The following is a 20,950-nucleotide window of genomic DNA, read 5'->3' on the forward strand; positions in this document are numbered from 1 at the left end:
ACAAGCGTGTGTCTGTCCGGGGAGACGGACAACTCGTCCGGCCGGGTGGACCCGTCAATCCGAACACGCCCGTTCAAGGGTGCGGCCAGCGGGATCTCCGCAACGCGGATAGGCCGGGAGGAAAGAACCCACCCCGTGGCGACGGACCCTCGTCGCGCGGACACCCCGCGGATGGACGACCTGTACGAACGGCTCGCCGAGGTCGGTCTCGACGGCGCGGCCGGCCGCATCTACGTCCATCTCCACACAACGGGCGGGGCCAAAGCCGGCGAGATCGCGCGCGATCTGAGCCTCGGCCGGGGCGAGACGTACCGCATCCTGAAGGATCTCGTCGATCGGGAGATCGTGACTTCGACGCTCGATCGACCGATCCGTTTCCTCGCCATCCCCCCGGAGCGACTCTTCGAGGGCCTGCTCGGCCGGGCCCGCGAGCGCCTCTCCACCATCGAGCGGACGCGGGACGAGATCACCGACGTTCTCGCGCGCCTCGAATCCCAGGCCGAGACCGCCCAGGGCGGTCGCTCGTTCCGCATGATCCATGGCCGTCCCGCCGCGGCCGCCGCGTGGGAACGACTCGTCCGAAGCGCCCGGTCCTCCGTGCTGGTCGTGAGCGTCGACCCGACCGGATGGCGCATGGTCGATGCCTTCGGAGGGTCGGGGCTCGTCGCCGGAGCAGCCGACAGCGGCGCGCGCGTCATGGTCCTCACGTCCCCCGGTCCCGAGGGCAAAGATCCGCGCGACCCCCGCGTGGACTGTCGCATCGTCGAGGCCCATACGAGCGTGAACGGCCTCGTCGTCGACGATCGCGAGGTCCTTGTCTGGGCCATGATCGATCCGTCCCGCCGGCTGAACGCCGAGGGCGACATCGTCCTCTGGAGCGACTCGCCCGACTTCGTGCGCGCTCAAGCCGCCCTCTTCAGCGCCCTCGCCCGGACAGGCAAACTCCATGAGCCGTGACGGCGTCTCGCCGCCCCGTGGCCGAGCCTCCAGGTTTCCTCGCGCGCGTCGCCGCGCCGTACCGCGCCGGCCTCGCGGGCCTTGACCGGCGCATCCCGCTCCTTGCGCTTTCCACGTTCCTTTTCATCGCGGCTCGGCTCGGGGCGCTCACCTTCCTCGGCATCTACTTCGTCCGCGTCCTCGAAATTCCGGTCCCGACGGTGGGCCTCGCCTTTCTCGTCGAAAACGTCGTCCGTGGCGCCGTGGGACCGTTCACGGGGGCGCTTTCCGACCGGATCGGTCGCAAACCGATGCTCATCGCGAGCGTCCTCGCGAGCGCCGCGCTCATGCCCGCGTTCCTGCTCGTGGAGGATGCGCGCGGGCTCTTCCTCTGGAGCGCGGCCATCGGCATCGCGCAAGGCCCGTGGTTCCCCTCCTCGATGGCGCTCCTCATCGACCTCGCGCCCGTCGCCCGACGTCAGAGCGCGATGGCTCTCGTCTTCACGGCGCTCGCGCTCGGCTACACGCTCGGCGTCGCCCCCGCGGGTTTCCTCGCAAGCGCTGGCTACGAGCTGCTCGCGGCCGGAAGCTCCGGCGTCTTCCTCCTCGTCGCCCTCGTCGTCGCCCTTGCGTTCCGCGGGCCGCTTCCGCGCGAACCTGAAGGATCCCGGGGATCGGTCCTCGCCGAGATGCTGCGCGCGCCCCGCGACCCCGCCTTCGCGCTGTTTGCGCTTCTCGTGTTCCTCTTCCCCCTCGGCATCGGGCTCGTCTCGCTCGTCGTGCCGATCTACGGGTCCGACCTCGGCCTGTCGGAGGCGACCATCGGCCTCGTCCTGAGCGCGAGCGGCATCGTGCTCGCGGGCCTCGCCCTGCCCGCGAACGCCCGCGTGGAGTCGCGAGGACCGTTCCGGTTCCTGCCGGTCGCCGCGGCCTTCGCCGTCGCCGCCTACGCGGCGCTCGCCTTCGCGGACGGCGCGCTCGCGATGCTCGTCGCCGTCGTCGTGTTCACCCTCGCCGAGGTGTTCTTCAGCGCGGCGCTTCCCGTGGCCGTCGCCGCGCTCGCGCCCCCGGGGTCGCGCGGCGCCTACCAGGGAACGTGGGGATTCCTCTTCGCGGCCTCCGTGGGCTCGGCGCTCTTCCTCGCCGGCCTCGGCCGCGACGCCCTCGGGTGGCGCGCCACGTGGCTCGTCTTCGCGGCGGCGACCGCCCTTGCGGGCCTCGGCCTCGCGCTCGCGCGCGCACGCCTGAGGCGGGTCGCGGATGCGCGGGCGGCGCAAACGACTTCCACGCCGGCGTCCTCCCCCGAAGCGTGAACCGCTTCGAGGGCGCCTACGACGGCACGCCGCCGTGGGACATCGGACGGCCGCAACCCGCGTTCGTCCGACTCGCCGAGGAGGGGGCCATCCGGGGAAGCGTGCTCGACGTGGGGTGCGGAACGGGCGAGAACGCGCTCTTGTTCGCGAGCCGCGGACACGAGACGTGGGGCCTCGACGCGGTGCCGAGGGCCATCGAGGCCGCGCGCGCGAAAGCGGAGGCGCGCGGCGTCGAAGCCACGTTCGTCGTCGATGACGCGCTCGCGCTCGAGACACTCGGCCGCCGCTTCGACACGCTCACGGATTCGGGCGTCTTCCACGTCTTCGACGACGCCGAGCGTCTGCGCTACGTCGCGAGCCTCGCCCGCGCGCTCGCGGCGGGCGGGCGCTACCACATGCTGGTCTTCAGCGAGCGCGAACCCGCGTGGGGCGGCCCGCGGCGCGTCGCTGAAAGCGAGATCCGCGAAGCGTTCGCGGGCTGGCGCGTTGAGCGGCTCGACCGGGCGCGTTTCGCGACCCTCCTCCACGAAGGGGAGGGCGCGCACGCGTGGCTCGCCACGCTTGCCCCGCCGTGATCAGCCGTTCGCCATCGCGCGGCAGGTTTCGCCGCACGCTGAACACGCCTCAGCGCAGGCGGCGAGCTGCGGGTCGGACTCCATCTCGCGGCACGCGTCCTCGCACGCCTCGCACGCCGCGGCGCACGCGCCGCACACCTCGCCGTGGATGGGCGATCCGCGCAGCATGAAATCCGCGCTCGTGCGGCACATCTCCGCGCAGTCGGCGAGCGCGCGGAGACGTTCAGGCGACGCGAGGTCGCCGCCTTTCGCCGTGACGTAGGCGAGCGTCTCCAGGCAGATGCTGGCGCAGTTCATGCAGTTCTCGATGCATTGCCGCATCGCAGCGTCGAGCTTCCTCGCCTCCGCCGTCTCCTGCCAGGCCATCACGCTCGTCACGTCATCGCCTCGCGGGGGCCTCGGCGGGGGGCTTCGCGGGCGCCTCCTGCTCGAGTTCCTTGAGGTAGCCGCGGAAGAGCGTGCGGTGTCGCTCCTCGTCCGCGAGGATCTGGATCCCGAGGTCCTCCGTCACGTGGTCTTCGTCCTCAGAGGCGGCTTCGATGAGCCGGCGGTAGGTGCGGATGGCCTCCCCCTCGGCTTCGAGGACGCCGCGCACGACGCTCATGACGTCGGTCGATTCCCGCGGAACCTGCAGGTGGTTCTGGTGGAAGTCCAGGTCGAGGCTCCCCGGAGGCATGTGGCCGAGGTCCTTCAGGCGGCTCGCGATCAGCTTCGCATGGTTCAGCTCCTCGGGCACGTCCTTCTCGAGCTTCTCCTTCACCTCTTCCGCCCGGACGCCGTCCATCGCGATGGAGAGGGCGAGATAGTTGGCGACGGTCTCGATCTCGTCGGAATAGGCCTCTTTCAGGATGTCGACGACGTTCGGCATGAACCGCTCTCGGCTCCGCGCCGGGGATGAGGCTTGTGGCCGCTTCGGCGCGGAAGTGAGCGGCCCATCGTTGAGCGCCGTCGCGGCCTCGTGGGCCTCCTCGCCCGCCGGCCTGAGGTCCGCGGTCGCGCGGGGGTCACCCTTGCGAGGACTTCAGCCGATACGACGTGCCGCGCCGTTCCCCCTGCGCGTCAAGGACCCCGCCATCGCGCAGCGCCGAGAGGTCGCGTTTGAGCGTGCGGGCCGGCACGTCCGGAAAGGCGCGGTGCACGTCGGCGAACTTGACGCGCCGCTCCGGGCTCGCGCGCGCGAGCTGCGCGAACCAGTCCGCGACGCTCCGTTGCCGCGCGGGGAGGTCCGGAGGCAGCGCGCCGTGGAATCGCGCGAGCGTGACGGCATCCTCGTACGCGGCGCGCGTCGTCCGGGTCATGTAGGCGAGCCACGGCGTGTAGTCCTCGAACCCGTTCCTCTCGACCGCGGCGAGATTCGCAAAGTAGTCCTTCCGCTCGCCGTAGATCCGGTAATCGAGCGGCGCGTACGCGACGCCGGGGTACCCGAACGCGGCGAGGATCATCGGCGTGAGGGCGCGCCCGGCGCGGCCGTTGCCGTCGCGGAACGGGTGGATGCTCTCGAACTCGTGATGGAAGAGGAACGCGCGCGCGAGGGGCGGATGCGTCGTCGCGTCGTGCAGCCAGTCGAGCGCGTTCTGAAGCTCGGGTTTCACGCGCTCCGCCGCCGCGGGCACGTAGACGACGCGTCGGTCGCTTCGACTTCCGATGAAATTCGTGTCTTTCTTGAACTGCCCCGCGTCGCGGAAGACGCCGTCAAAAAATCTCGCGTGCACCTCCGCGACGTCGGCGGTCCGGCGCGGGGCCCGCTCGGCGGCGGGCGACGTCATGAACGCGGCGTAGTTGAGGATCTCCAGTTCGTCGGCGCTCGCGGCGCCGCCGGGCGTCGCCGGCGCGGCGAGGAGGCTTTCGACCTCGGCGAGCGTGAGCGGATTCCCCTCGATGCTCGCGGTCGCGAAGGCGTTGCGTTGGAGCGTGGCGCGGCGGATGCGCGCGAGGACGCCGTTGTCGCCGGGCAGGCTCGTGGCGAGTTCGTGATCCGCGCGTTCGATCGCGCGAAGCCCGTCGAGGATCTCCGCGGTGGTGGTGTAGGTCGGCTCGAAGGCATCGCGGACGGGCCGCCACACGGTCTCCTCGTCCGTCACGAACGCCCCGAACGTCGTCCCAACCCTTCCGGTCGCGGGCCGGCCCCCCCGTTTCCCCGCGCGCGGCGCCGCCATGGCCCTCATCCAGACGCCATGATGGCACATAAACCTACTTTCGGTGGCACATAATTCCGGCACATAACCCGCGGAGACGACCACACGGTTTCGTCGATCGCGCTCGGAATCCGCGCGCCCGCAACGTCAACGGACCAGCCGACCGCGCAAGAGAGCCAACCGCGCGGGGGGTGCAGGGGGGCGGCGCGAGCCCCCCTGCCGCGGGGAGGGTCCAGGGAGGGGGTGCGAAACCCCCTCCCTGGCACGCAGTGGCGCGCTCGGGATCCGCGCGCGACCAGCAAGTATGACAAGAAAGGGCGCGCGCGGATCCCGATGGGAGGCGCGCCACGGAGTGGACCGATGAAAAGCGGTTCGCGCTCAGAGCGCACAGTCGTCCTCAACGGGGAGTTAGTGGCCCCTCGGCGACGTCGTTCGGCATCATCACCACGCGAACGCGTCCCGATGGCGGGCCCTCCTTCAAATACCCTCGCCGCGCGAGGCGCGGGCCCGGACAGCTTCATGCCCCCTGGATGGGATCGGGCCAGCGCATGGCCGGTTCGGACCTCGTGGTGAGCGCCCGCGGCGTGAAGCGCGTGTATGGCGCCGGGGACCTCGCGCAGGCGGCGCTCGACGGCGTGGACCTGGATGTGCGGCGCGGGGAGATGGTCGCGATCATGGGCCCGTCGGGGTGCGGGAAGACGACGCTCCTCAACTGCCTCTCGGGTCTCGACCGGCCGACGGCCGGTGAGATCCATCTGGATGGGCGCGAGATCGCGCGGCTCAAGGAGCCGGAGGTGACGCGTCACCGCGCTCGGACGGCGGGGTTCGTGTTCCAGGCCTACAACCTCATCCCGGTGCTCACGGCGGAGGAGAACGTGGCGCTGCCGCTCATCACGCGCGGCGACAAGGAGGCCGACGCGCGGCGCGCGGCGCGCGCGGAGCTCGCGCGGCTCGGGCTCGGGGGGAAGGAGCACCGCCTCCCGATGGACCTCTCGGGCGGCGAGCAGCAGCGGGTCGCGATCGCGCGCGCGCTCGTGCCGCGGCCCGCGGTCGTGTTCGCGGACGAGCCGACGGGAAACCTCGACACATCGCGCGCGAAGGACGTGCTCGACCTCTTCTCGGCCGCGAACCGTGAGCATCGGCAGACGTTCGTGATCGTGACACACGATTCCCAGGTGGCGTCGCGCGCGTCGCGCATCGTCCGCATGGAGGCCGGCCGCGTCCTCGCCGCGGGGGCCGTTCGCGCTTGAAAGGCCTCCGCAAGCTGCCGATGCTCGGGCGGCTCGCGCGGCGATACGCGCTCGGCCACCGCAAGCAGACAGCGCGCGCGGTTCTTGGTCTCGTCGTCGTCACGGTCGTCCTCGTGGGCGGCCTCGGCATGGGCGAGAGCATGACCGCCTCGCTCAAGCGCGCGACGGAATCCGTGTACGGACCGGTCGACATCGTGGCCGAGGGCTGGGCTCCGGCGGGTCGCGATGCGGTCGCGGAGGCGCTCTCGGATCCGGCGCTCGCCCGTTACGGCTTCGCGGGCGCGCCGTCGCTCGCGACCCGCGCGATCGCGGCGCATCCCGCCGCGGGGCTCGCCGAAGGGACGGCGATGATCCGCGGGGCCGAGGCGGGGGAAGCGCGGGCCCTCGGACCGCTCGTGGACCGCGAAGGCCGCGCCGTCGCGGAGCCGCGAGCGGGGCAGGTCGTGCTTTCCGAGACGCTCGCGAAGCGCCTCGGCGCAACGCACGGTTCGAAACTCCGATTCTACGCCGCGCCTCCGGGCTACGACTTCGAACCCCGCGTCGATCGCGAGAACCTCACCGGCGTCGCGGGCCTCCCGCAGAGCCTCGGCGCGCAACACATGGTTGAGGTCCGGAAGGACGCCGTGCTCCTCGCCGTGGGCGTCGGGTGGACCGGGGCGCCGGGGACGACGGTGACGATCAGCGCCCGGGACCCGTCGGGGCGCGTGCACGCGAACGCGAGCGCCGCGTCGCAGACGGAACTTGTGATCGCGGGCGACATCGCGCCCGGGACGTGGGTGATCACCGTGACGGCGACGAACCCCACGCCGTACATCGGGGGACGAGCCGTCGCCTACATCCCCTCCGACCTGTTCTCCCGTTCGCTCGTCCTCGACGCGACGGTGAGCGGCATCGCGGAGGATGGCGGCCGCGTGGGACCGCCGGGCCCGCCTGTCGCCCTCGTGCCGCTTGCGGACCTGCAGGCCGCCGTCCAGTCGGACGACGTCGTGACGCACGTGCTCGCGCGGGCGCCCGTCGATCCCGCGCGGGCCGCGATCGCCCTGGAAACGGCGCTCGAGAAGAAGCACGCGAACTTCCGCGCTTCGGCCGCGAAGCTCGACTCGCTCGAGCGCGCGGAGATGGCCGGAACAGGCATCGCGGGATTCCTCCTCGTCATGGGCGGCTTCACATTGGTCGCGGGCATCCTCCTGGCCTTCGCGCTCTTCAGCGCCCTCGTGGAGTCGCGACGCGCGGAGCTCGGGATCGGCCGCGCGCTCGGCCTCACGCGCGGCAACGTCTCGCTCGCGATGACGCTCGAAGGCGCCATCTACGCGGGTGCCGCGGCCCTCGTGGGCCTCGCGGTGGGCGTCGCGCTCGTCGCGGGCCTGCTCGCGGGCCTCACGGCCGCATTCGAGAGCGAGGGCGCGCCGCGGCTCGTCCTCTCGATCGCCCCGACGACGCTCGGGCTCGCGTTCGTGGTGGGCACGCTCATTCCGCTGGTCACGATCGGCGTCGCGAGCCTCCGCTTTGCGCGCCTCGATCCCGCGCGCGCGATCCGCGGCATCCCGGAAGATCCTCGCGCGCGGCGCCGGTCTGGCCTCGCGGGCGCGATCGCCCTCGCGCTTCCCGGCGCGGCGATGGCCCTCTCGGATCCCTGGCACCTCGCGGGCGTACCGCTCCTCGCGTTCGCCGCGGCGCTCGGACTGTCCGCGTTCCGCCTCGGATGGCTGGGGCTTGCCGTTGCGCTCGCGGGCATGGCGTGGACCCTCCAGTCGCTCTACTCCTTCGACGATTGGACCGGCCGCGGGATGCTCGACCCGATGGTCACGATGCTGCGCGGGGCGATCCTTGCCGTGGGTCTCGCGGCGACGGCGGTCGTCTCGCGTCGCCCGCTCGAATCCCTCGCGCGCCTCGTGAGCCGGGGTAAACGCCGTCGCGCGTCGTTCATCGCGCTGCGCTACCTTGTCGCGAAGCGCGGCTCCGCCGGCCTCACGATGAGCATGATCGCGCTCGTCACCCTCGTCGTGACCGTGATGGGCACGCTCTTCCTCCTGTTCGGCGGCACGATCATGGCCGACCAGGGCGGCTACGACATCGTCGGCGAAACGATGCCAGGCACGCTGATCCCGGAAGCGAACCCGCCCGCCGCGGTCGCGCGCGACGTCGAGGCGTTCGTGATCGTGGCGAGCCACCAGTCGCTCACCGGCATTCCAATCATGGGCGCGAACGACGACGGCGTGAACGTCGACCGGTTCGTGGGCGTCACGGCCGCCTTCGCGGCGACCCAGCGCTTCGAGCTCGTCGATCGTTCGCCGCTCTACGCCACCGACGAAGCCGCCTGGCGCGCCGTCGCGGACGGTCGCGCGATCATCCTGCACGCGTACCTGCCGCTCGAGGACTTCGGCGGCTCGCGCCGCGTCACGCTCGATCCGGGGGGGACGCCGCGCGAGGTCGAGATTGCCGGATGGCTCGGGGAAACGTGGTACGACGGCGCGGTGCTCGTCGCCGATTCCTGGGTGCGCGAGCAGGGCTTCATGCTCTCGACGCGCGCCTACGTTCGGACCGCGGATGGCGCGGACTCGGGCACGGTCGCGCGGGCCCTCACTGCGCATTACGCGGAGCGCGGCCTCGTTTTCACGAGCCTCGAAGAAGAAGGACGACGCATGGCCGCCGGCATGCAGGCGTTCGTCCTCGTGCTCGAATCCTTCCTCGCGCTCGGCCTCTTCGTCGGCCTCGCGGCGACCGGATTCCTCGCGTCGCGCGCGGTGCACGAGCGAGGACGAGAGATCGGGACGCTGCGCGCCCTCGGTTTCGAGGAGCGCGACGTCTCGCGGGCATTCATGATGGAATCGCTCCTCGTCGCCCTGGGAGGGCTCCTCTCCGGTCTCGTCGTCGGCATCGTCGTCGCGCACAGCGTCTGGTGGCGCGAGATCCGCGAGGAGGCGGGCGGCGGGCCTTTCGAGATGCCGATCCCCATCATCGCCGGCTTCGCCGTCGCCGTCCTCGGCCTCGCGGCGCTCGCCGCGCGCGGCCCGGCGCGCCGGGCCGCGGCCCTCGCCCCCGCGATGGCCGTGAGGCACACGGAATGACGGGTCCGAAAAGGTCATCTCCGCCCGGCCCCTCGCACTCCGCGTGCGCATCCTGATGGTGTGGCCCAACCTGGAGACGACGAACGCCTGCGGCGTGCGCGGGCTCGCGTTCCTCCGGGCCTGGCGCGAGGAGGGCGCCGACGTCGCCATCATCGCGCATCCGCCGACGGGCGGGGGCGCGATTCCCGCGGAAGCGGACGCGCGCGTGGTTCGCCTCTTCCACGACAAGGCCGACCTCTGGCGCCTCCCCTGGAGCGACGCGCGACTGGACCGCGAGATCCGACGCCACAAGCCGGATGTCGTCGTCGCCTCGACGCCCGCCGTCACGGTGGGTTGGCAGGCCGCGCGCGCGGCGGCGCGAGCGCGCGTGCCGTTCGTCGCGGACGTGCGCGATCTCAGCGTCGAGGGGCTGAGAGCGGCGAACGGCGATCGGCTCGCATACAGGCTCCTCGACCGGATGGAGCGAGAGGTCTTCGCGCGGGCCGCCGCCGTGACGCCCGTGAGCGACATCATGGGCGACGACCTCGTCTCCCGCTACGGGGTCCCGCGCGGGAAGATCCACGTGGTTCCGAACGGCCACACGTTCGGCGACGCGGAGCCGTCGAACGTCGCGAAGGACATCGACGCCATTCTCGTGGACACGGACCTCGACGCGAGCCGCCGGCCGCTCGAGGTCGTGGACGCCTACGCGCGGGTGAAGCGGGAGAAGCCCGACGCGGTCTTCGCGTTCCTCGGCTGGCGCGACGACCTCCCGATGTCGGGCCCCGTGAAGGCGAAGATTGCGGCCCTCGGTCTCGCCGGATCGGTGCGACTTCTGCCACGCGTCGAGCGCGCCGAGGTCCGCGCGACGCTCGAGCGGAGCCGGGTCGGCATCCTGTCGCTCGCGAACCATCCCGCCTACAGGAGCGCCGTCGGCGCAAAGACCTATGAGTATCTCGCGCTGGGCCTTCCCGTGTGCGTCCTCGGCCTGCCCGGCGACTCCGAGGCGCGCCGCCTCGTCGAGGGCGCGGGGGTGGGCCTCTTCGCCTCCGATCCGGACGCGTTCGCGGACCATTTGACGAAGCTTATCGCGAACGACGCTTACCGCGAGCGCCTCGGCCGCAAGGCGCGGGAGGTCGCGAAGGCGTTCGACCGCGGGTCGCTCGCGCGGCGCGCGCTCGTCGAGGCGATCGCCCCGCTCGCGCGCCGTTAGAGCGTGGCGAGCAGGTCGCGCCACGCCGCCTCGTCCGTTGTCGTCTCGTCGCGATACGCGATGCGTCCTTCGGAGTCGACGACGAGGTTCCAATCGAGCGCGACCGCCCCGTACGTCCGCGTGACGGCGTCGGGCGCGTAGCCGAGGTATACCTCGCCAAACCCGTGCCGTTCGGCATAGTCGCGCATCCAGTCGGGCGGGTCGCGCGGGCTCGCGTCGAAGAGGAGCAGCACGAGCGACGCGCCCCCGTCGGGGGTCGCGCGGGCCGCGGCCTGGAGCGCGCGCGACTCGCCCTCGCAGGTCGCGCACGACTGGCTCATCAGATCCACGATGACCGTGCGCCCGCGGAAGTCGCTCAAGTTGTGGTCGCGCCCGTCGAAGGCCGTGAACGTGAAATCGGTTGCCGTCACCCGCTTTGCGGCGGGGATGACGCGCGGCCCGTCCCCGGCCTCGAGGCACCCCGCGAAGGCTGTCGCGAGGAGGGCGACTCCGAGGACCGCCGCGGCACGGCGCATGCGCCCGACTAGTCCTTACCCGTGATAAAGCGCGCGGGCGGACCCGGACCGGGGTTGGGAGGGCGACCGGGACCCAAGGCGTGCCCGGAGGGTCGTGGATGGGACGCAGGCCGCGGAGGCCCGATCCGTTCAAGTGCCAGGGGCGCTTTCGCCTCCCTCAGAGGGCGCCCCGGGCGTCCCCTCCCTTGAGGTTCATGCGATGAATCGCGACACTGTGATCGGCATCGTGGGCGCGGCGGTCTTGATCGTGGCGATGGTCGGCGTCTTCGTGTATGAGCGCGACCGCGCGGCGGCGCTCCTCGACGACGGGGACGGCGGGAACCTCGAAATCGCCTCGTTGGCGGGACCGGAAGCCCAGGGCGTCGTGAAGCTCGGGCAATCGATGGAGGGGAAGCTGAACGTCACCACGCACAACCTCACGAAGATCGACTTCACGCTCGCGTGGAAGGCGGCCCAGGGGAAGGACACGCTCGCCCTCACGGTGACGCCGCCGCCCGGCGTCGCGACCAACAGCACGCTCACGATGGTTTCCGACTCGGGGACGATCGTCCTCACGGTCGACCTCGCGAACCCGAAGCCCGCGCGCGACCACGTCACGACCGGCGCGGGCGAATGGGGCTTCAAGGTCGAGTTCAAGAAGGCGACGGGCGTCGCCCCCGACCCCGTGCCGGTGGGCAAGGATGAGAGCGTCGGCTTCACGCTCGCGACGCAGCTTGCGGCGTGGAAGCCGGCGCCCCCGAAGTCGGCGTGATCCTCGGGCCCCCCGCGCGCGCCCGCGCGGACGGGACGCCTCCCCGAGGGCCTCCCACGCCCTCTGATGCCCCCCGCGCGCGCCCGCGCGGACGGGACCCTGATTCGAGGTTGCCGCGCCTCGGCCGTCCCGCCCGCGGGCCGCGGGCGATCCCGCGTCTCGCCGTGCTGGAGAACGGCGAGCCGGGACCTTGACGCGGGGGACGCCTCGCGCGCGGGAGACGCATGGCGCGCCCCCCGTCCGAGCCTTCTTCGAGCTCAGGGATTGGCGCACGGAGCCTGGCTGTAGGCTGCGGGACCCATGTGCACGTATTGACCGCCGGTGAGCCACTCGCTCGCGGGTCGACCGAGCGGCTTCGCGAACGTGCCCTCGAGGCCCCGGACGTTGAGGTTGCTCACGCAGTGGACCTGGTTGGGGTTCTCCTGGTAGGACATGATGTCCTCCTTGGGGTAGTTCTTCGCGCTGAAGTCCAGCGCGTCCCCCACATGGCCGAGTCCGAGGCAGTGGCCGAACTCGTGCGCGTTCAAGTCGTACATGCTGCGCTGCGCGCCTCCGACGAGGAGCCAGTTCATGTCCAAGACCAGGCACACGTTCTCCGTGTCGCGCTCGCAGTCGATGATGGCCGACGCCCAGCTCGAACCCGGGTGCTGGTGGAAGATGTCGGGAACGGTGAGGATCCCGGTCGGGACGATGGGCGGGAGACGGTCGAGCCACCATTCGATCTCCCCGCACACGAGATTGTCGCTGCCGGCGCCGATGCCGAAGAGGACGAACGGAACGAGCTCGCCCGCGACCACGATGATCTCGGGGTCCTCCAGGACCTCCTGCGGGATCGGGTTGAGCCCTGCCGTGTACCGGTTGATCTCGAGCCCGTCGACGAGCCAGGGGGCGCCGAAGTGGTCGATGCCGGCCTCCCAGGCGTCGATGCTCTTCTCGATCGCCGCGAGCCGCGCGGCGCGCGCCGTGGCGACCGGGGGCACGATGATGACGTCGACGGTGGCCGTATCGACGTCGTTGAGGATGTACATGTGGTAATTGTCGTCGTTGAAGTCCGCGCCGAGGGCGGCGGGGGTGGCGACGAGGGCGATCAGGGCGAGAACGAGCGACGTCCTGGACTGCACGTGAGCCTCTCCGGGGGAGGCATGCGCCGGGGGCCATTTAGACCTAGCCGCACGGTCGGGCTCCTAAGGGACAACGGGTCCGAATCGCTCGAGGAGCTTTGTCCGCCTGAATTCGAAGATGGCCTCGAGGTCCGGGCGCACGAGTCGGCGTTCGAGGAACGCGCCGCCCGCGTGGGCATACGCGATGCGGTCGCGAACCCGGGTGCCGTACGCGATCGGGTCGAGGCTGTGACGGTGGATCCAGCGCAGGTACGGGCCGACGATCTGGCGGTCGACGAAGCCGCGCGGCGGATCCACCGACACGATGCGCGTCATCCAGAGGACCGGAAACCCGCGGATGCTCAGGAGATACCACAGCGACGCGCCCGGGACGATCGCGGGCGGCGGCTCGACGATGAAGCGAAACCTCAGCGCGGGCGGCGTGAGGTCCGCGAGGTTGCGAGGCGCCGAGAAGAACGCGTACGCCTCGTCGGGGTCCACGGCGAGGTCGACCTCCGTCTCGAACGTCCGCGTCCGCATCATCGGTCCCAGGGAACGGGATCGGACACGACGGTGATGCGCGGCTCGTCCACCACGCCTGCGCGCTGCATGACCTGACGCACGTCGGATTCGCGCATGAACGCATCGAAGCGCTCGGGCGATTCCCACGGCAGCACGAGGATGAGGTCGTTCGGGTCGTCCTCGTTGCGGTGGACCGTGCCGCCCTTCCCTCCGAAGCGCTCGCGCGTCGGCGCGTGCGCGCGGAAGTGGGCGAGCCAGGCGTCGAAATCCTTGACGTGGTGTTCGATGATGATGCGCGTCATGGGTGTCGCGACGCGCGCGGGCTGCTCAAGCGTTTTGCCCTCCGCGGCGCGCGCGTGCGGGACAACTCACGGAGGCAGCGCGTCCTCGAACCCTGCGGGCATCCGCTCGTAACCCATGCGTCTCAGGAACTCCGCGCGGCTTGGCAGGTCGTATTCCCGCGAGAGCGAGGCCACGGACGCGCCGGTCGCGTCCTTGGCTTCGACGAGGATGGCCGCCTCGCGTTCGCGCGGCGCGACGGCGCGCCCCGCGAGGATCAGGGTTTCCCCGGTCGCGACCCAGCGCTTCGCGTCGAGCGCGCTCGTGCGGGCCGGGATGCCCACGCGGCCGCCAAGACCGTAGAGCGTCCAGTTCGCGGTCTCGAGCATCGCAAGATAGAGGAGGCCCGAATGGAGACGGTCGGGCCAGCCCTCACGGGATGCGGTCGCCTCGAACCGCGTCCGCACGATGTCTCCCTCCCGCTCGAACGCGAGGCGGAGGCCGGTCGGATGTTCGGGGCCGCAACCCACACATGGATTTCCGGGCGTGTTCTCGAGCGGGGTCGCCATGGCTCGCGATCGACGCCGCGGGACTTGAACCGTTCACCGGCTCAGGACGGCGGGATCCGGGCGACGTAGATCGTCTCAACTTCGTGCCGGCCGTCGGTCCACGCCGGGAAGACGCCGCGGTCGTTCGCGGCGAGCCCGGTGTAGTCGCCGAAGCTCCGCCGCTCGTCGTCGACGTCGGTCGGTCCGACCCCGGCCTTCGCGAAGGCCGTGAAAGGCTCGAGGGAGACCGGCCGGTTCGCGCCGAAGGGGCCGCCTGGGATCGCCGACGAGGCATGGAAGAACCTGAATCGCGGCTTCGAGGGGTCCTCGCGCATGTCGTAGAAGGCCACGTGGAGCGCGCCCGCCGGATCGACGGCGGCCCACGGGTAGAGCTGATGGACGCCGTTCCCGACGGCATCGTCGTTCACGCGGCGAGGGGCGGCCCACGTCGCCCCGCCGTCGAGGCTCGTGGCCGCGAGAACGTCCACGTCGCCATGGCGGAAATCGTGCCACACCGCGTGGAGGACGTTTTGCTCCGGATCGGCGACGAGGGCGGGCAGCGTGTGCATGCGCGCGTAGCGGGGGAGCGGCGGGGCGATCTTGACGTCCGCGGCGGCGCGCGGCGCGGACCACGTGGCCCCGTCGTCCGAGGACACGACGTGGTCGAGCGTGGACGTCTCGTAATTAACCCAGAGGAGGTGCGCGCGACCGTCCGGCGTGAACGCGACCTGCGTCCCGTTGTTGTGCCGCCCGCGGCTTGCGAGCGCGGGCTTGGACCATGTCGCGCCGCCGTCCGTCGACCGGGAGACGACGATGTCCCCGATGTCGACGTCGAGGCCGGTCCGCATCTCGACGTCGCGCAGCATGTCCTGCGCGGGCTCCTTCTGCCACGCGACGATGATCGTGCCCGTCTTCGGGCCCACGGCGAGCCACTCCTTGTCGTTGAAGGCGGTCACGATGTCGCTCTCGTCGACGAGCCCGACGCTCGACCACGTCGCGCCGCCGTCGTGGCTTTTCGCGACGAACACGGCGCTCGTCGGCTGGAACGCGAGGCCCGCGAGATACAGCTCCCCCGCGGGGCCGAACGCGAGCGCGGGATCGCTCAGTCGCTGGAACCGCGGCGCCCCCGCGGCGAGGCGCGCGACGTCCTCCGCCCTGAACCGCGAGGCCGTCCACGACGCGCCAGCGTCCGCGGTGCGGTGGAGCGCGAAGCCCCCCATCGAGTTGGCCGCGACGACGAGGTTCGCGGGGTCCACGGGGTTCGCGGCGATCGTGACCTCGGCCGCGCGCTCGCGCTCGGGCGTGAGGCGCCATTCGGCGACACCGTGCGGCGGCCCGTCCGGAGACGCGGGTTCGGGCGCTCCTGCGCATCCCGCGAAGACGACCGCGAGAACGACGAGCGCGGGCGCGGAACGAGACATCGCCCGGCGAGACGGATGGCGCATCATAGCGCTTGCGATGGCGCGGCGCCCGCGCCCCAACACCCGGCCCACGCCTTGATACCCGAAGCGCGCGTTCTCCGCATGTGCCATCCCGACGCGAGACCGCCACCCTCGGCGGCGGTTGCTTCTGGTGCCTCGAGGCCGCGTACGAGCAGCTCTCCGGCGTCGAAAGCGTCGTGAGCGGCTACGCGGGCGGTCACGTGGAGAACCCCACGTACGAGGCCGTCTGCGACGGCGAAACGGGCCACGCGGAGGTCGTGCAAGTTACGTTCGATCCCGCGGTCGTGTCCTACCGCGAGATCCTCGAGGTCTTCTTCTCGATCCATGATCCCACGACGAAGGACCGCCAGGGGAACGACGTGGGTCCGCAGTACCGGTCGATCGTCCTCACGCATTCCGATGCCCAGCGGCAGACCGCGGAGGCCGTGATGAAGGAGATCGAGAGCGAAGGGATCTGGGACCGGCCCCTCGTGACGGAGGTGGCCCCGCTCACGACGTTCTACCCCGCCGAGTCGTACCACCAGGGCTACTACCGCCGCAATCCCCTCCAGCCCTACTGCCTGGGCGTCGTGCGGCCGAAGCTCGCGAAGTTCCGCTCGAAGTGGGCCTCGAAGCTCAAGCGCTGACGCCGCGGCCACAGCAAGGGTTATGACGCCCCCGGGGCGCTCGCTCCCCGAGAGCATGCCCGCCGCCCGATCCTTCGCGTTCGTCGCCGTCGCCGTCCTCGCGCTTGCGGGCTGCGTCGCCCCCTCCACGTCCGATCCCGTGATCCCGTCGACGGGCGGCGCCGACGTCGTCCCGGACCGCTGGTGGGAGAAGGCCATCCCGTGGGGCGAGGGCCACGACCACGGCAACCCGGCGCACCACGCGAACCTCTCGACGCCCAACTTTGAGGTCGTCGGGTACGATCCCCTCGTCACGAAGGAGCTCGGAACGACGGCCCGGGGCATGGGCTGCGGCGGCGCCGCGACGCAGACGGAAGGCCGCCGCCTCGCGGTCGTCCACAGCTTCTCGACCGACGTCGCGTTCATCGTGGCTGACGTCACGAACGCGAGCGCGCCGCAGTACCTCGGCGAATTCGTGCTCATGAACGTGCATGTCTGGGACGCGACCATCAGCGCGGACGGGAAATACGCGCTTCTCGGCGCCTACCCGCCCGCGCTCAAGCCCGGCTGGACGCCGCGGGCGCCGACCCTCGACCTCGACGCGCTCGCCGCGCTCGAAGCCGGCCCCAGGGACTGGATCGTGCGCCCGATGTTCCGCGACGCGTGCACGGGCGAACTCCGTCAGGCGGGCCCCGAGAAGGCGCTCCCGCTTGCGCCCGGCATCATCCTCGTGAGCCTCGCGGACCCGACGAACCCGAAGCTCGTCGACTTCAAGCCGCAGCCCGTCATCGGTCCGCACAGCGTCTCGAGCGCGCTCGTCGACGGCAAGGTTTGGGCCATGGCCTCCGTCACCAACCTCGTGCACGAGGCGAGCTACTACACCTTCTTCCACGTCGAGGACACGGCGGGCGGGACGCTGCGCCCCGTCCACCTCATCCAGGTTCCGGGCCACCCGGGTCCGACGAAACTGAACGGCCACGTCGACGTCTCCGTCGCGAAGCATCCGATGACGAACAAGGTGTACGCGTACCTCGCAAACTGGGACGCGCTCTATGTCTACTCCATCGGCGGCGTCGTCCACGAACTCGTCGGGATGTGGGCCGACGGCCGCGCGGGCGCAGTGCACACGACGCTGCCGCTGCCCCAACTCCGCGACGGCCGGCACTACACCCTTGTCGGCCAGGAGGTCGGCGAGCCCGTCGAGCTTCCAAGCGGATGGGTCTACATCCTCGACACGACGGACCCCGCGAAGCCTGTCGAAGTCGGCCGCTGGACGCTCCCCATCAAGCCGAAGTGGGGCGGCGGCCTCATGTTCAGCCCGCATTACGTCGAGGTCGTGAACGAGACGCTCTTCGTCGCGAACTACCACGGCGGACTCTGGGCGATCGACATCACGAACCAGTCCGACCCGCGCGCCATCGGCATCTTCGTGCCGGACAGGCTTTCGCCTAAGCCCATCGGCGGCAAGGCGCCCGGACCGTCCGTGGGCGACGTCATCGCCGCCCCCGACGGGACGCTCACCGTGTGGGACGCGGGATCCGGCATCTACCAACTGCGCTTCGACGCGACGATGCCCGCGCCGCGAGCGCCCGCCTGGCCGCGCTAACCGTAGAGGTCGCTCCAGAGGTCGGCGAAGGCGTCGAGGAAATCGGGCGTCGGCTGGTACGCGAGAAGCAGCCGGTAGATCCGGTCGCGCTCGGCGAGCGTCAGGCGCGGCGTTCCGGGCTCCCGCACGACGATGCCCGCCTCCGCGAGCTTCGCGAGGTGGTAGCTCGTCGTGCTCTTCGCGACGCCCAGCTCGCGCGCGAGGTCCGCGTGCGTGAGCGGGCCGCGGTCGAGGAGGAGGAGCGCGACGTGGAGCGGCACCTGCTCGCGAAGGACGCCCACGAGCGGGATGTCCCTCTCGGTGACGCGCGCGGCCTTGCCTTTCGAGGTCGGATAGTAGCGGACGTAGCCGCCCTGCTCGCGGCCCTCGATGAAACCTTCCTCGTCGAGCTTGCGCACATGGTATTGCGCGAGCGCCGATGAGATGCGAAGCTCGCGCTCGAGGCCGCGCACGTGGATTCCGGGATATCGCCGCACGCTCGCGTAGACACGCTGGCGCGTGGAGACCGGATCCTCGCGACCGGCCACGTCAGGCGGACCTCCGGCGCAGGAGCGGCATCACGAGAAGGAGGAGGATCGCGAGGTCGAACACCGAGAGGGCGAGCTCGATCTCGTCGTGGCGGACCGCGTGCGTCATGACGTTGTAACCGCTGAACACGTTCTTCGCCACGAAGACGACGAACGCGGCCCCCACGAACCGCAGCGCGGGATTCGCGCGCCTCGCGGCCGCCCGGAAGGCTACGACCGCGAGGACGCCCGCGAGGGCCGCGACAAGCCCCGAGGTCGCGGCGGAAAGGAGCGCGAGGTCGGCGCCGACCGCTTCGGCGATGCCCGTCATGCGGCGTGAACGAGGATCTTGGGACTTAAGCCTGAGCGAGCGCGCGCAGCGCTTCGCCTTCATGGACGGTCACGCCCGGGACGCCCGTTGCGACGGCGCGGACCATCGCGCGCGCGACATCCTCCGCCCGGATCGCGCGGAATCTTGCAAGCGGGCCGCGAAGTACGGGATCCGCGAGCCGCGCGACGACGATGCCCGCCCGTTCGCCGCGCCGTCGCTCGCCACGCTCGCCCAGGAGGAGGGATGGGCGCACGAGATGGAGCGATGCGAAGCCGAGGCGACGGAGGGCCTCCTCCGCTTCGCCCTTCACGCGGCTGTAGAAGACCCGCGAGGAAGGATCGGCTCCCACGGAGCTGACGAACGCGCAGCGCGTCGCGCCGCGGGCGAGACCGACCTTCGCGACGGCGACCACGGCCTCGAAGTCGACCGCGCGGAAGGCCGCCCTGGACCCGGCCTTGGCCATCGTTGTGCCGAGCGCGACGTACACGTCATCGATGGGCCCGCCGGGCGCGGCCTGCGGGAGCGCCGCGAAGTCGACGGCGCGCGAGGCGACCTTGGCGCCGCCCTCGACCGGACGCCGCGCGAGCACTTCGATCGCGGCGACGCGAGGATCGGCCTCGAGGATGCGAAGGATGCGCGAACCCACGAGGCCCGTGGCGCCCGCAAGGAGCGCGCGTCGTCCGTCCACGCGCCGCGAGCGCGCGCCGGCCGCATGAGGCTGCCGCTCACGGCGGCGCGATCGGCCACGGATCGGGCGCGGGCATGGGTCGCGAGGCGTCGAAGCGCACCGCGTAGAGGCCGCTCGTGCCGTCGAAGAGCACGATGGTACCGTCGGCAAACGCGATGACATCCTCGACGGTCGGCGCCCAGCGCGCGTTCGCGTCGGGCGGGGCTGGCGACACGAGATCCGGGACGAAAACGCCGATGGAGGGAAGGAGCGCGAAGGACCCCTTGGTGCCGGCATCGAGATCCACGGCCCAGACGCCGCCGTGGTACATCGAGGCGAAGAGGGTCCGGTTGTGGACGCTGAAGTAATGGTTCGAGAACATGTAGGTCCCCGTCCACTCGACCTCGACGGGAAGGATCCAGGCGCCGACAGGCGTGGGCCTGGAAGGGTCCGTCGTATCGAGCATCCACACGGTTCCCGAGGGGTTCGGACCCGGACGGGAACCGAACTCCGGCCCGAGGAGCGTGTAGTGTCTTCCGTCCCAGAGCGCGCTCATCGGAAGCAGCGAATGCGTCTGTCCGGCGTAGGCCCTGCGTTCGGGCGTCCAGTCGCTCCAGTACCCGACCCGCTTCGGCTGGTGCGGATCCTTGAGATCGAGGATCGCGAAGCCGTACGACGTCGAGACGTAGGCGAGGACCGCGCCCGTGCCCGGGTGCTTCGCGATCCAGCCGTCGTGTCCGCCGAGCGCCTCCTGGACGGGCCGTCCCGCATCATGGTCGTCCGAGACCCACGTCGAAAGGAGCCGGAGCTTCGTTCCCGCGGGCGTCGGGGCGATCTCGTGGAACTCGTAATGATAGTAACCCTGGGCGTGGGCCGCGACGAGCAGCCACACGCGCCCGTCGATGACCGCGCTCATGACCGAGTGGCCCGCCGCCGCGAGGGGACGCTGGTCGATGACGCGAGGGTCCGCAGGATCCTCGATCGAGACGAGGATGATGCTCGAAGGGCGCGGGATGAGGTCCTCGCCCGCGACCGCGCGGAAGGAAGGCGCTCCGCACGGGCGCCACGCGAGGTCCGGCCCGGCGCCGCCGACGAGCGGAAGAGGGGGGAGCGCGGGCGCTCCGCGCGGCTCCGTCGTGACGAGGACGACGTGCTTCCCGTCGGGCACGACCGCGAGGTCGTACACGCGCGTGTTGCGCATCACGAGCTCGCCGAGCCACGCGGGCTCGAGCGGATTCGTGACGTCGACGAGCGCGAAGCCGCCGAGGTTGCGCTGCTCGACGGCCGCGAGGCGCCGACCGTTCGCCGTGTCCTGCGCGTCCCCGCAGAAGTGGCCTCCGGGGGTGCGCTTCAGCGATTCGCTGATGAGCGGGTTCCAGCCCACGACCTCGAAGTTCGGCGTCGACAGGTTCGCGTGGTGGTCGCGCGACTTGTGGTCATGGCCGTCCCCGAACGGAACCGCGAGCGCCGCCCACGCCGCATCGCCTTCGAGGGACGGGGATCGGGGCGCTTCGGGGGCCGCGACGCAGCCCGCGAGGGCGGCGGCGACGGCGAGGAGCAGGCCGGCGGACGGGCGCATGCGCCGCGGACGGGCGGAGGCACCGATAAG

The 20,950-nt window shown here is 71.2% G+C and carries 22 protein-coding genes; 9 read left to right on the forward strand and 13 right to left on the reverse strand.

The features are described 5' to 3' along the window. The first annotated feature begins 135 nt into the window (after positions 1–135). Genes VM889_03865 through VM889_03875 form a run of 3 tightly spaced genes read left to right on the forward strand, consistent with a single transcriptional unit; the run spans position 136 to position 2,824 of the window. Positions 136–957, forward strand: coding sequence for a helix-turn-helix domain-containing protein (locus VM889_03865; GenBank protein ID HVL47673.1), 822 nt, complete (start codon positions 136–138; stop codon positions 955–957). A gap of 17 nt (positions 958–974) precedes the next feature. Continuing rightward, positions 975–2,249 (forward strand): MFS transporter, encoded by a 1,275-nt coding sequence (locus VM889_03870; protein ID HVL47674.1) that lies wholly within the window; start codon positions 975–977, stop codon positions 2,247–2,249. Next, positions 2,246–2,824, forward strand: a complete 579-nt coding sequence (locus VM889_03875; protein ID HVL47675.1) for a class I SAM-dependent methyltransferase — start codon at positions 2,246–2,248, stop codon at positions 2,822–2,824. Before VM889_03870 ends, VM889_03875 begins: the two co-directional genes overlap by 4 nt. Here VM889_03875 and VM889_03880 read toward each other — a convergent pair whose 3' ends face one another. The 3 genes from VM889_03880 to VM889_03890 form a co-directional block, all read right to left on the reverse strand. Further along, a complete protein-coding gene (locus VM889_03880; protein HVL47676.1) occupies positions 2,825–3,202 on the reverse strand; it encodes a hypothetical protein in 378 nt (125 codons plus the stop codon). 1 nt (position 3,203) lies between these two features. Then, entirely contained in the window at positions 3,204–3,692 is a 489-nt protein-coding gene (locus VM889_03885; protein ID HVL47677.1) for a ferritin-like domain-containing protein, read from the reverse strand. 136 nt (positions 3,693–3,828) lie between these two features. After that, a complete protein-coding gene (locus VM889_03890; protein ID HVL47678.1) occupies positions 3,829–4,980 on the reverse strand; it encodes a Fic family protein in 1,152 nt (383 codons plus the stop codon). Positions 4,981–5,507: 527 nt separating this feature from the next. Between VM889_03890 and VM889_03895 the strand changes: the two genes are divergently transcribed. The 3 genes from VM889_03895 to VM889_03905 are packed head-to-tail and all read left to right on the forward strand — an operon-like array spanning position 5,508 to position 10,469. Beyond that, entirely contained in the window at positions 5,508–6,209 is a 702-nt protein-coding gene (locus VM889_03895) for an ABC transporter ATP-binding protein (GenBank protein HVL47679.1), read from the forward strand. Beyond that, positions 6,206–9,277 carry an FtsX-like permease family protein gene (locus VM889_03900; protein ID HVL47680.1) on the forward strand — a complete coding sequence of 1,024 codons (3,072 nt, stop codon included), beginning with the start codon at positions 6,206–6,208 and terminating at the stop codon, positions 9,275–9,277. The genes VM889_03895 and VM889_03900 overlap by 4 nt, the downstream gene beginning before the upstream one ends. A gap of 43 nt (positions 9,278–9,320) precedes the next feature. Continuing rightward, positions 9,321–10,469, forward strand: a complete 1,149-nt coding sequence (locus VM889_03905) for a glycosyltransferase (GenBank protein ID HVL47681.1) — start codon at positions 9,321–9,323, stop codon at positions 10,467–10,469. Here VM889_03905 and VM889_03910 read toward each other — a convergent pair. Further along, positions 10,466–10,984, reverse strand: a complete 519-nt coding sequence (locus VM889_03910) for a TlpA disulfide reductase family protein (protein HVL47682.1) — start codon at positions 10,982–10,984, stop codon at positions 10,466–10,468. The two genes, VM889_03905 and VM889_03910, sit on opposite strands and share 4 nt — an antisense overlap. 199 nt (positions 10,985–11,183) lie before the next feature. Here VM889_03910 and VM889_03915 point away from each other — a divergent pair, with 199 nt between their 5' ends. Continuing rightward, positions 11,184–11,735, forward strand: coding sequence for a hypothetical protein (locus VM889_03915; protein HVL47683.1), 552 nt, complete (start codon positions 11,184–11,186; stop codon positions 11,733–11,735). A gap of 257 nt (positions 11,736–11,992) precedes the next feature. On the opposite strand, the gene VM889_03920 is transcribed toward VM889_03915, so the two are convergent. From VM889_03920 to VM889_03940, 5 genes are all read right to left on the reverse strand, one after another. After that, positions 11,993–12,856, reverse strand: coding sequence for a hypothetical protein (locus tag VM889_03920; protein ID HVL47684.1), 864 nt, complete (start codon positions 12,854–12,856; stop codon positions 11,993–11,995). Positions 12,857–12,919: 63 nt separating this feature from the next. Further along, complete coding sequence (locus VM889_03925) at positions 12,920–13,378, reverse strand: SRPBCC family protein (GenBank protein HVL47685.1); 459 nt, start codon at positions 13,376–13,378, stop codon at positions 12,920–12,922. Continuing rightward, complete coding sequence (locus tag VM889_03930; protein HVL47686.1) at positions 13,375–13,659, reverse strand: hypothetical protein; 285 nt, start codon at positions 13,657–13,659, stop codon at positions 13,375–13,377. The genes VM889_03925 and VM889_03930 overlap by 4 nt, the downstream gene beginning before the upstream one ends. A gap of 66 nt (positions 13,660–13,725) precedes the next feature. Further along, positions 13,726–14,205 carry a hypothetical protein gene (locus VM889_03935; GenBank protein ID HVL47687.1) on the reverse strand — a complete coding sequence of 160 codons (480 nt, stop codon included), beginning with the start codon at positions 14,203–14,205 and terminating at the stop codon, positions 13,726–13,728. A gap of 41 nt (positions 14,206–14,246) precedes the next feature. Continuing rightward, a complete protein-coding gene (locus VM889_03940) occupies positions 14,247–15,605 on the reverse strand; it encodes a sialidase family protein (GenBank protein HVL47688.1) in 1,359 nt (452 codons plus the stop codon). 104 nt (positions 15,606–15,709) lie between these two features. Here VM889_03940 and msrA point away from each other — a divergent pair, with 104 nt between their 5' ends. Together msrA and VM889_03950 are read left to right on the forward strand one after the other, a co-directional pair. Then, on the forward strand, positions 15,710–16,252 hold the full coding sequence (gene msrA, locus VM889_03945) for a peptide-methionine (S)-S-oxide reductase MsrA (GenBank protein HVL47689.1): 543 nt from the start codon (positions 15,710–15,712) through the stop codon (positions 16,250–16,252). Positions 16,253–16,274: 22 nt separating this feature from the next. Then, positions 16,275–17,837 (forward strand): hypothetical protein, encoded by a 1,563-nt coding sequence (locus tag VM889_03950; GenBank protein HVL47690.1) that lies wholly within the window; start codon positions 16,275–16,277, stop codon positions 17,835–17,837. Here VM889_03950 and VM889_03955 read toward each other — a convergent pair. The 4 genes from VM889_03955 to VM889_03970 are packed head-to-tail and all read right to left on the reverse strand — an operon-like array spanning position 17,834 to position 20,920. Next, the gene (locus VM889_03955; GenBank protein ID HVL47691.1) at positions 17,834–18,364 is read right to left on the reverse strand and encodes an ArsR family transcriptional regulator; all 531 of its coding nucleotides are present in this window, start codon (positions 18,362–18,364) and stop codon (positions 17,834–17,836) included. The genes VM889_03950 and VM889_03955 overlap by 4 nt on opposite strands. Before the next feature lies 1 nt (position 18,365). Continuing rightward, the gene (locus VM889_03960) at positions 18,366–18,674 is read right to left on the reverse strand and encodes a hypothetical protein (GenBank protein HVL47692.1); all 309 of its coding nucleotides are present in this window, start codon (positions 18,672–18,674) and stop codon (positions 18,366–18,368) included. Between the two features lie 25 nt (positions 18,675–18,699). Beyond that, positions 18,700–19,362, reverse strand: coding sequence for a hypothetical protein (locus VM889_03965; GenBank protein ID HVL47693.1), 663 nt, complete (start codon positions 19,360–19,362; stop codon positions 18,700–18,702). A 37-nt stretch (positions 19,363–19,399) separates the two neighbouring features. Further along, the gene (locus VM889_03970) at positions 19,400–20,920 is read right to left on the reverse strand and encodes a hypothetical protein (GenBank protein HVL47694.1); all 1,521 of its coding nucleotides are present in this window, start codon (positions 20,918–20,920) and stop codon (positions 19,400–19,402) included. Between the last annotated feature and the right edge of the window lie 30 nt (positions 20,921–20,950).

This window comes from Candidatus Thermoplasmatota archaeon (assembly GCA_035540375.1).
Lineage (GTDB): Archaea > Thermoplasmatota > SW-10-69-26 > JACQPN01 > JAJPHT01 > DATLGO01.

What these genes read in the sequence shown, in the direction of transcription:
- VM889_03885 (HVL47677.1), bottom strand. Translation starts at nt 3,692, where the DNA reads ATGCCGAACGTCGTCGACATCCTGAAAGAGGCCTATTCCGACGAGATC.
- VM889_03890 (HVL47678.1), bottom strand. Translation starts at nt 4,980, where the DNA reads ATGGCGGCGCCGCGCGCGGGGAAACGGGGGGGCCGGCCCGCGACCGGA.
- VM889_03895 (HVL47679.1), top strand. Translation starts at nt 5,508, where the DNA reads ATGGCCGGTTCGGACCTCGTGGTGAGCGCCCGCGGCGTGAAGCGCGTG.
- VM889_03910 (HVL47682.1), bottom strand. Translation starts at nt 10,984, where the DNA reads ATGCGCCGTGCCGCGGCGGTCCTCGGAGTCGCCCTCCTCGCGACAGCC.
- VM889_03915 (HVL47683.1), top strand. Translation starts at nt 11,184, where the DNA reads ATGAATCGCGACACTGTGATCGGCATCGTGGGCGCGGCGGTCTTGATC.
- VM889_03925 (HVL47685.1), bottom strand. Translation starts at nt 13,378, where the DNA reads ATGATGCGGACGCGGACGTTCGAGACGGAGGTCGACCTCGCCGTGGAC.
- VM889_03930 (HVL47686.1), bottom strand. Translation starts at nt 13,659, where the DNA reads ATGACGCGCATCATCATCGAACACCACGTCAAGGATTTCGACGCCTGG.
- VM889_03935 (HVL47687.1), bottom strand. Translation starts at nt 14,205, where the DNA reads ATGGCGACCCCGCTCGAGAACACGCCCGGAAATCCATGTGTGGGTTGC.
- VM889_03940 (HVL47688.1), bottom strand. Translation starts at nt 15,605, where the DNA reads ATGTCTCGTTCCGCGCCCGCGCTCGTCGTTCTCGCGGTCGTCTTCGCG.
- VM889_03950 (HVL47690.1), top strand. Translation starts at nt 16,275, where the DNA reads ATGACGCCCCCGGGGCGCTCGCTCCCCGAGAGCATGCCCGCCGCCCGA.
- VM889_03960 (HVL47692.1), bottom strand. Translation starts at nt 18,674, where the DNA reads ATGACGGGCATCGCCGAAGCGGTCGGCGCCGACCTCGCGCTCCTTTCC.
- VM889_03970 (HVL47694.1), bottom strand. Translation starts at nt 20,920, where the DNA reads ATGCGCCCGTCCGCCGGCCTGCTCCTCGCCGTCGCCGCCGCCCTCGCG.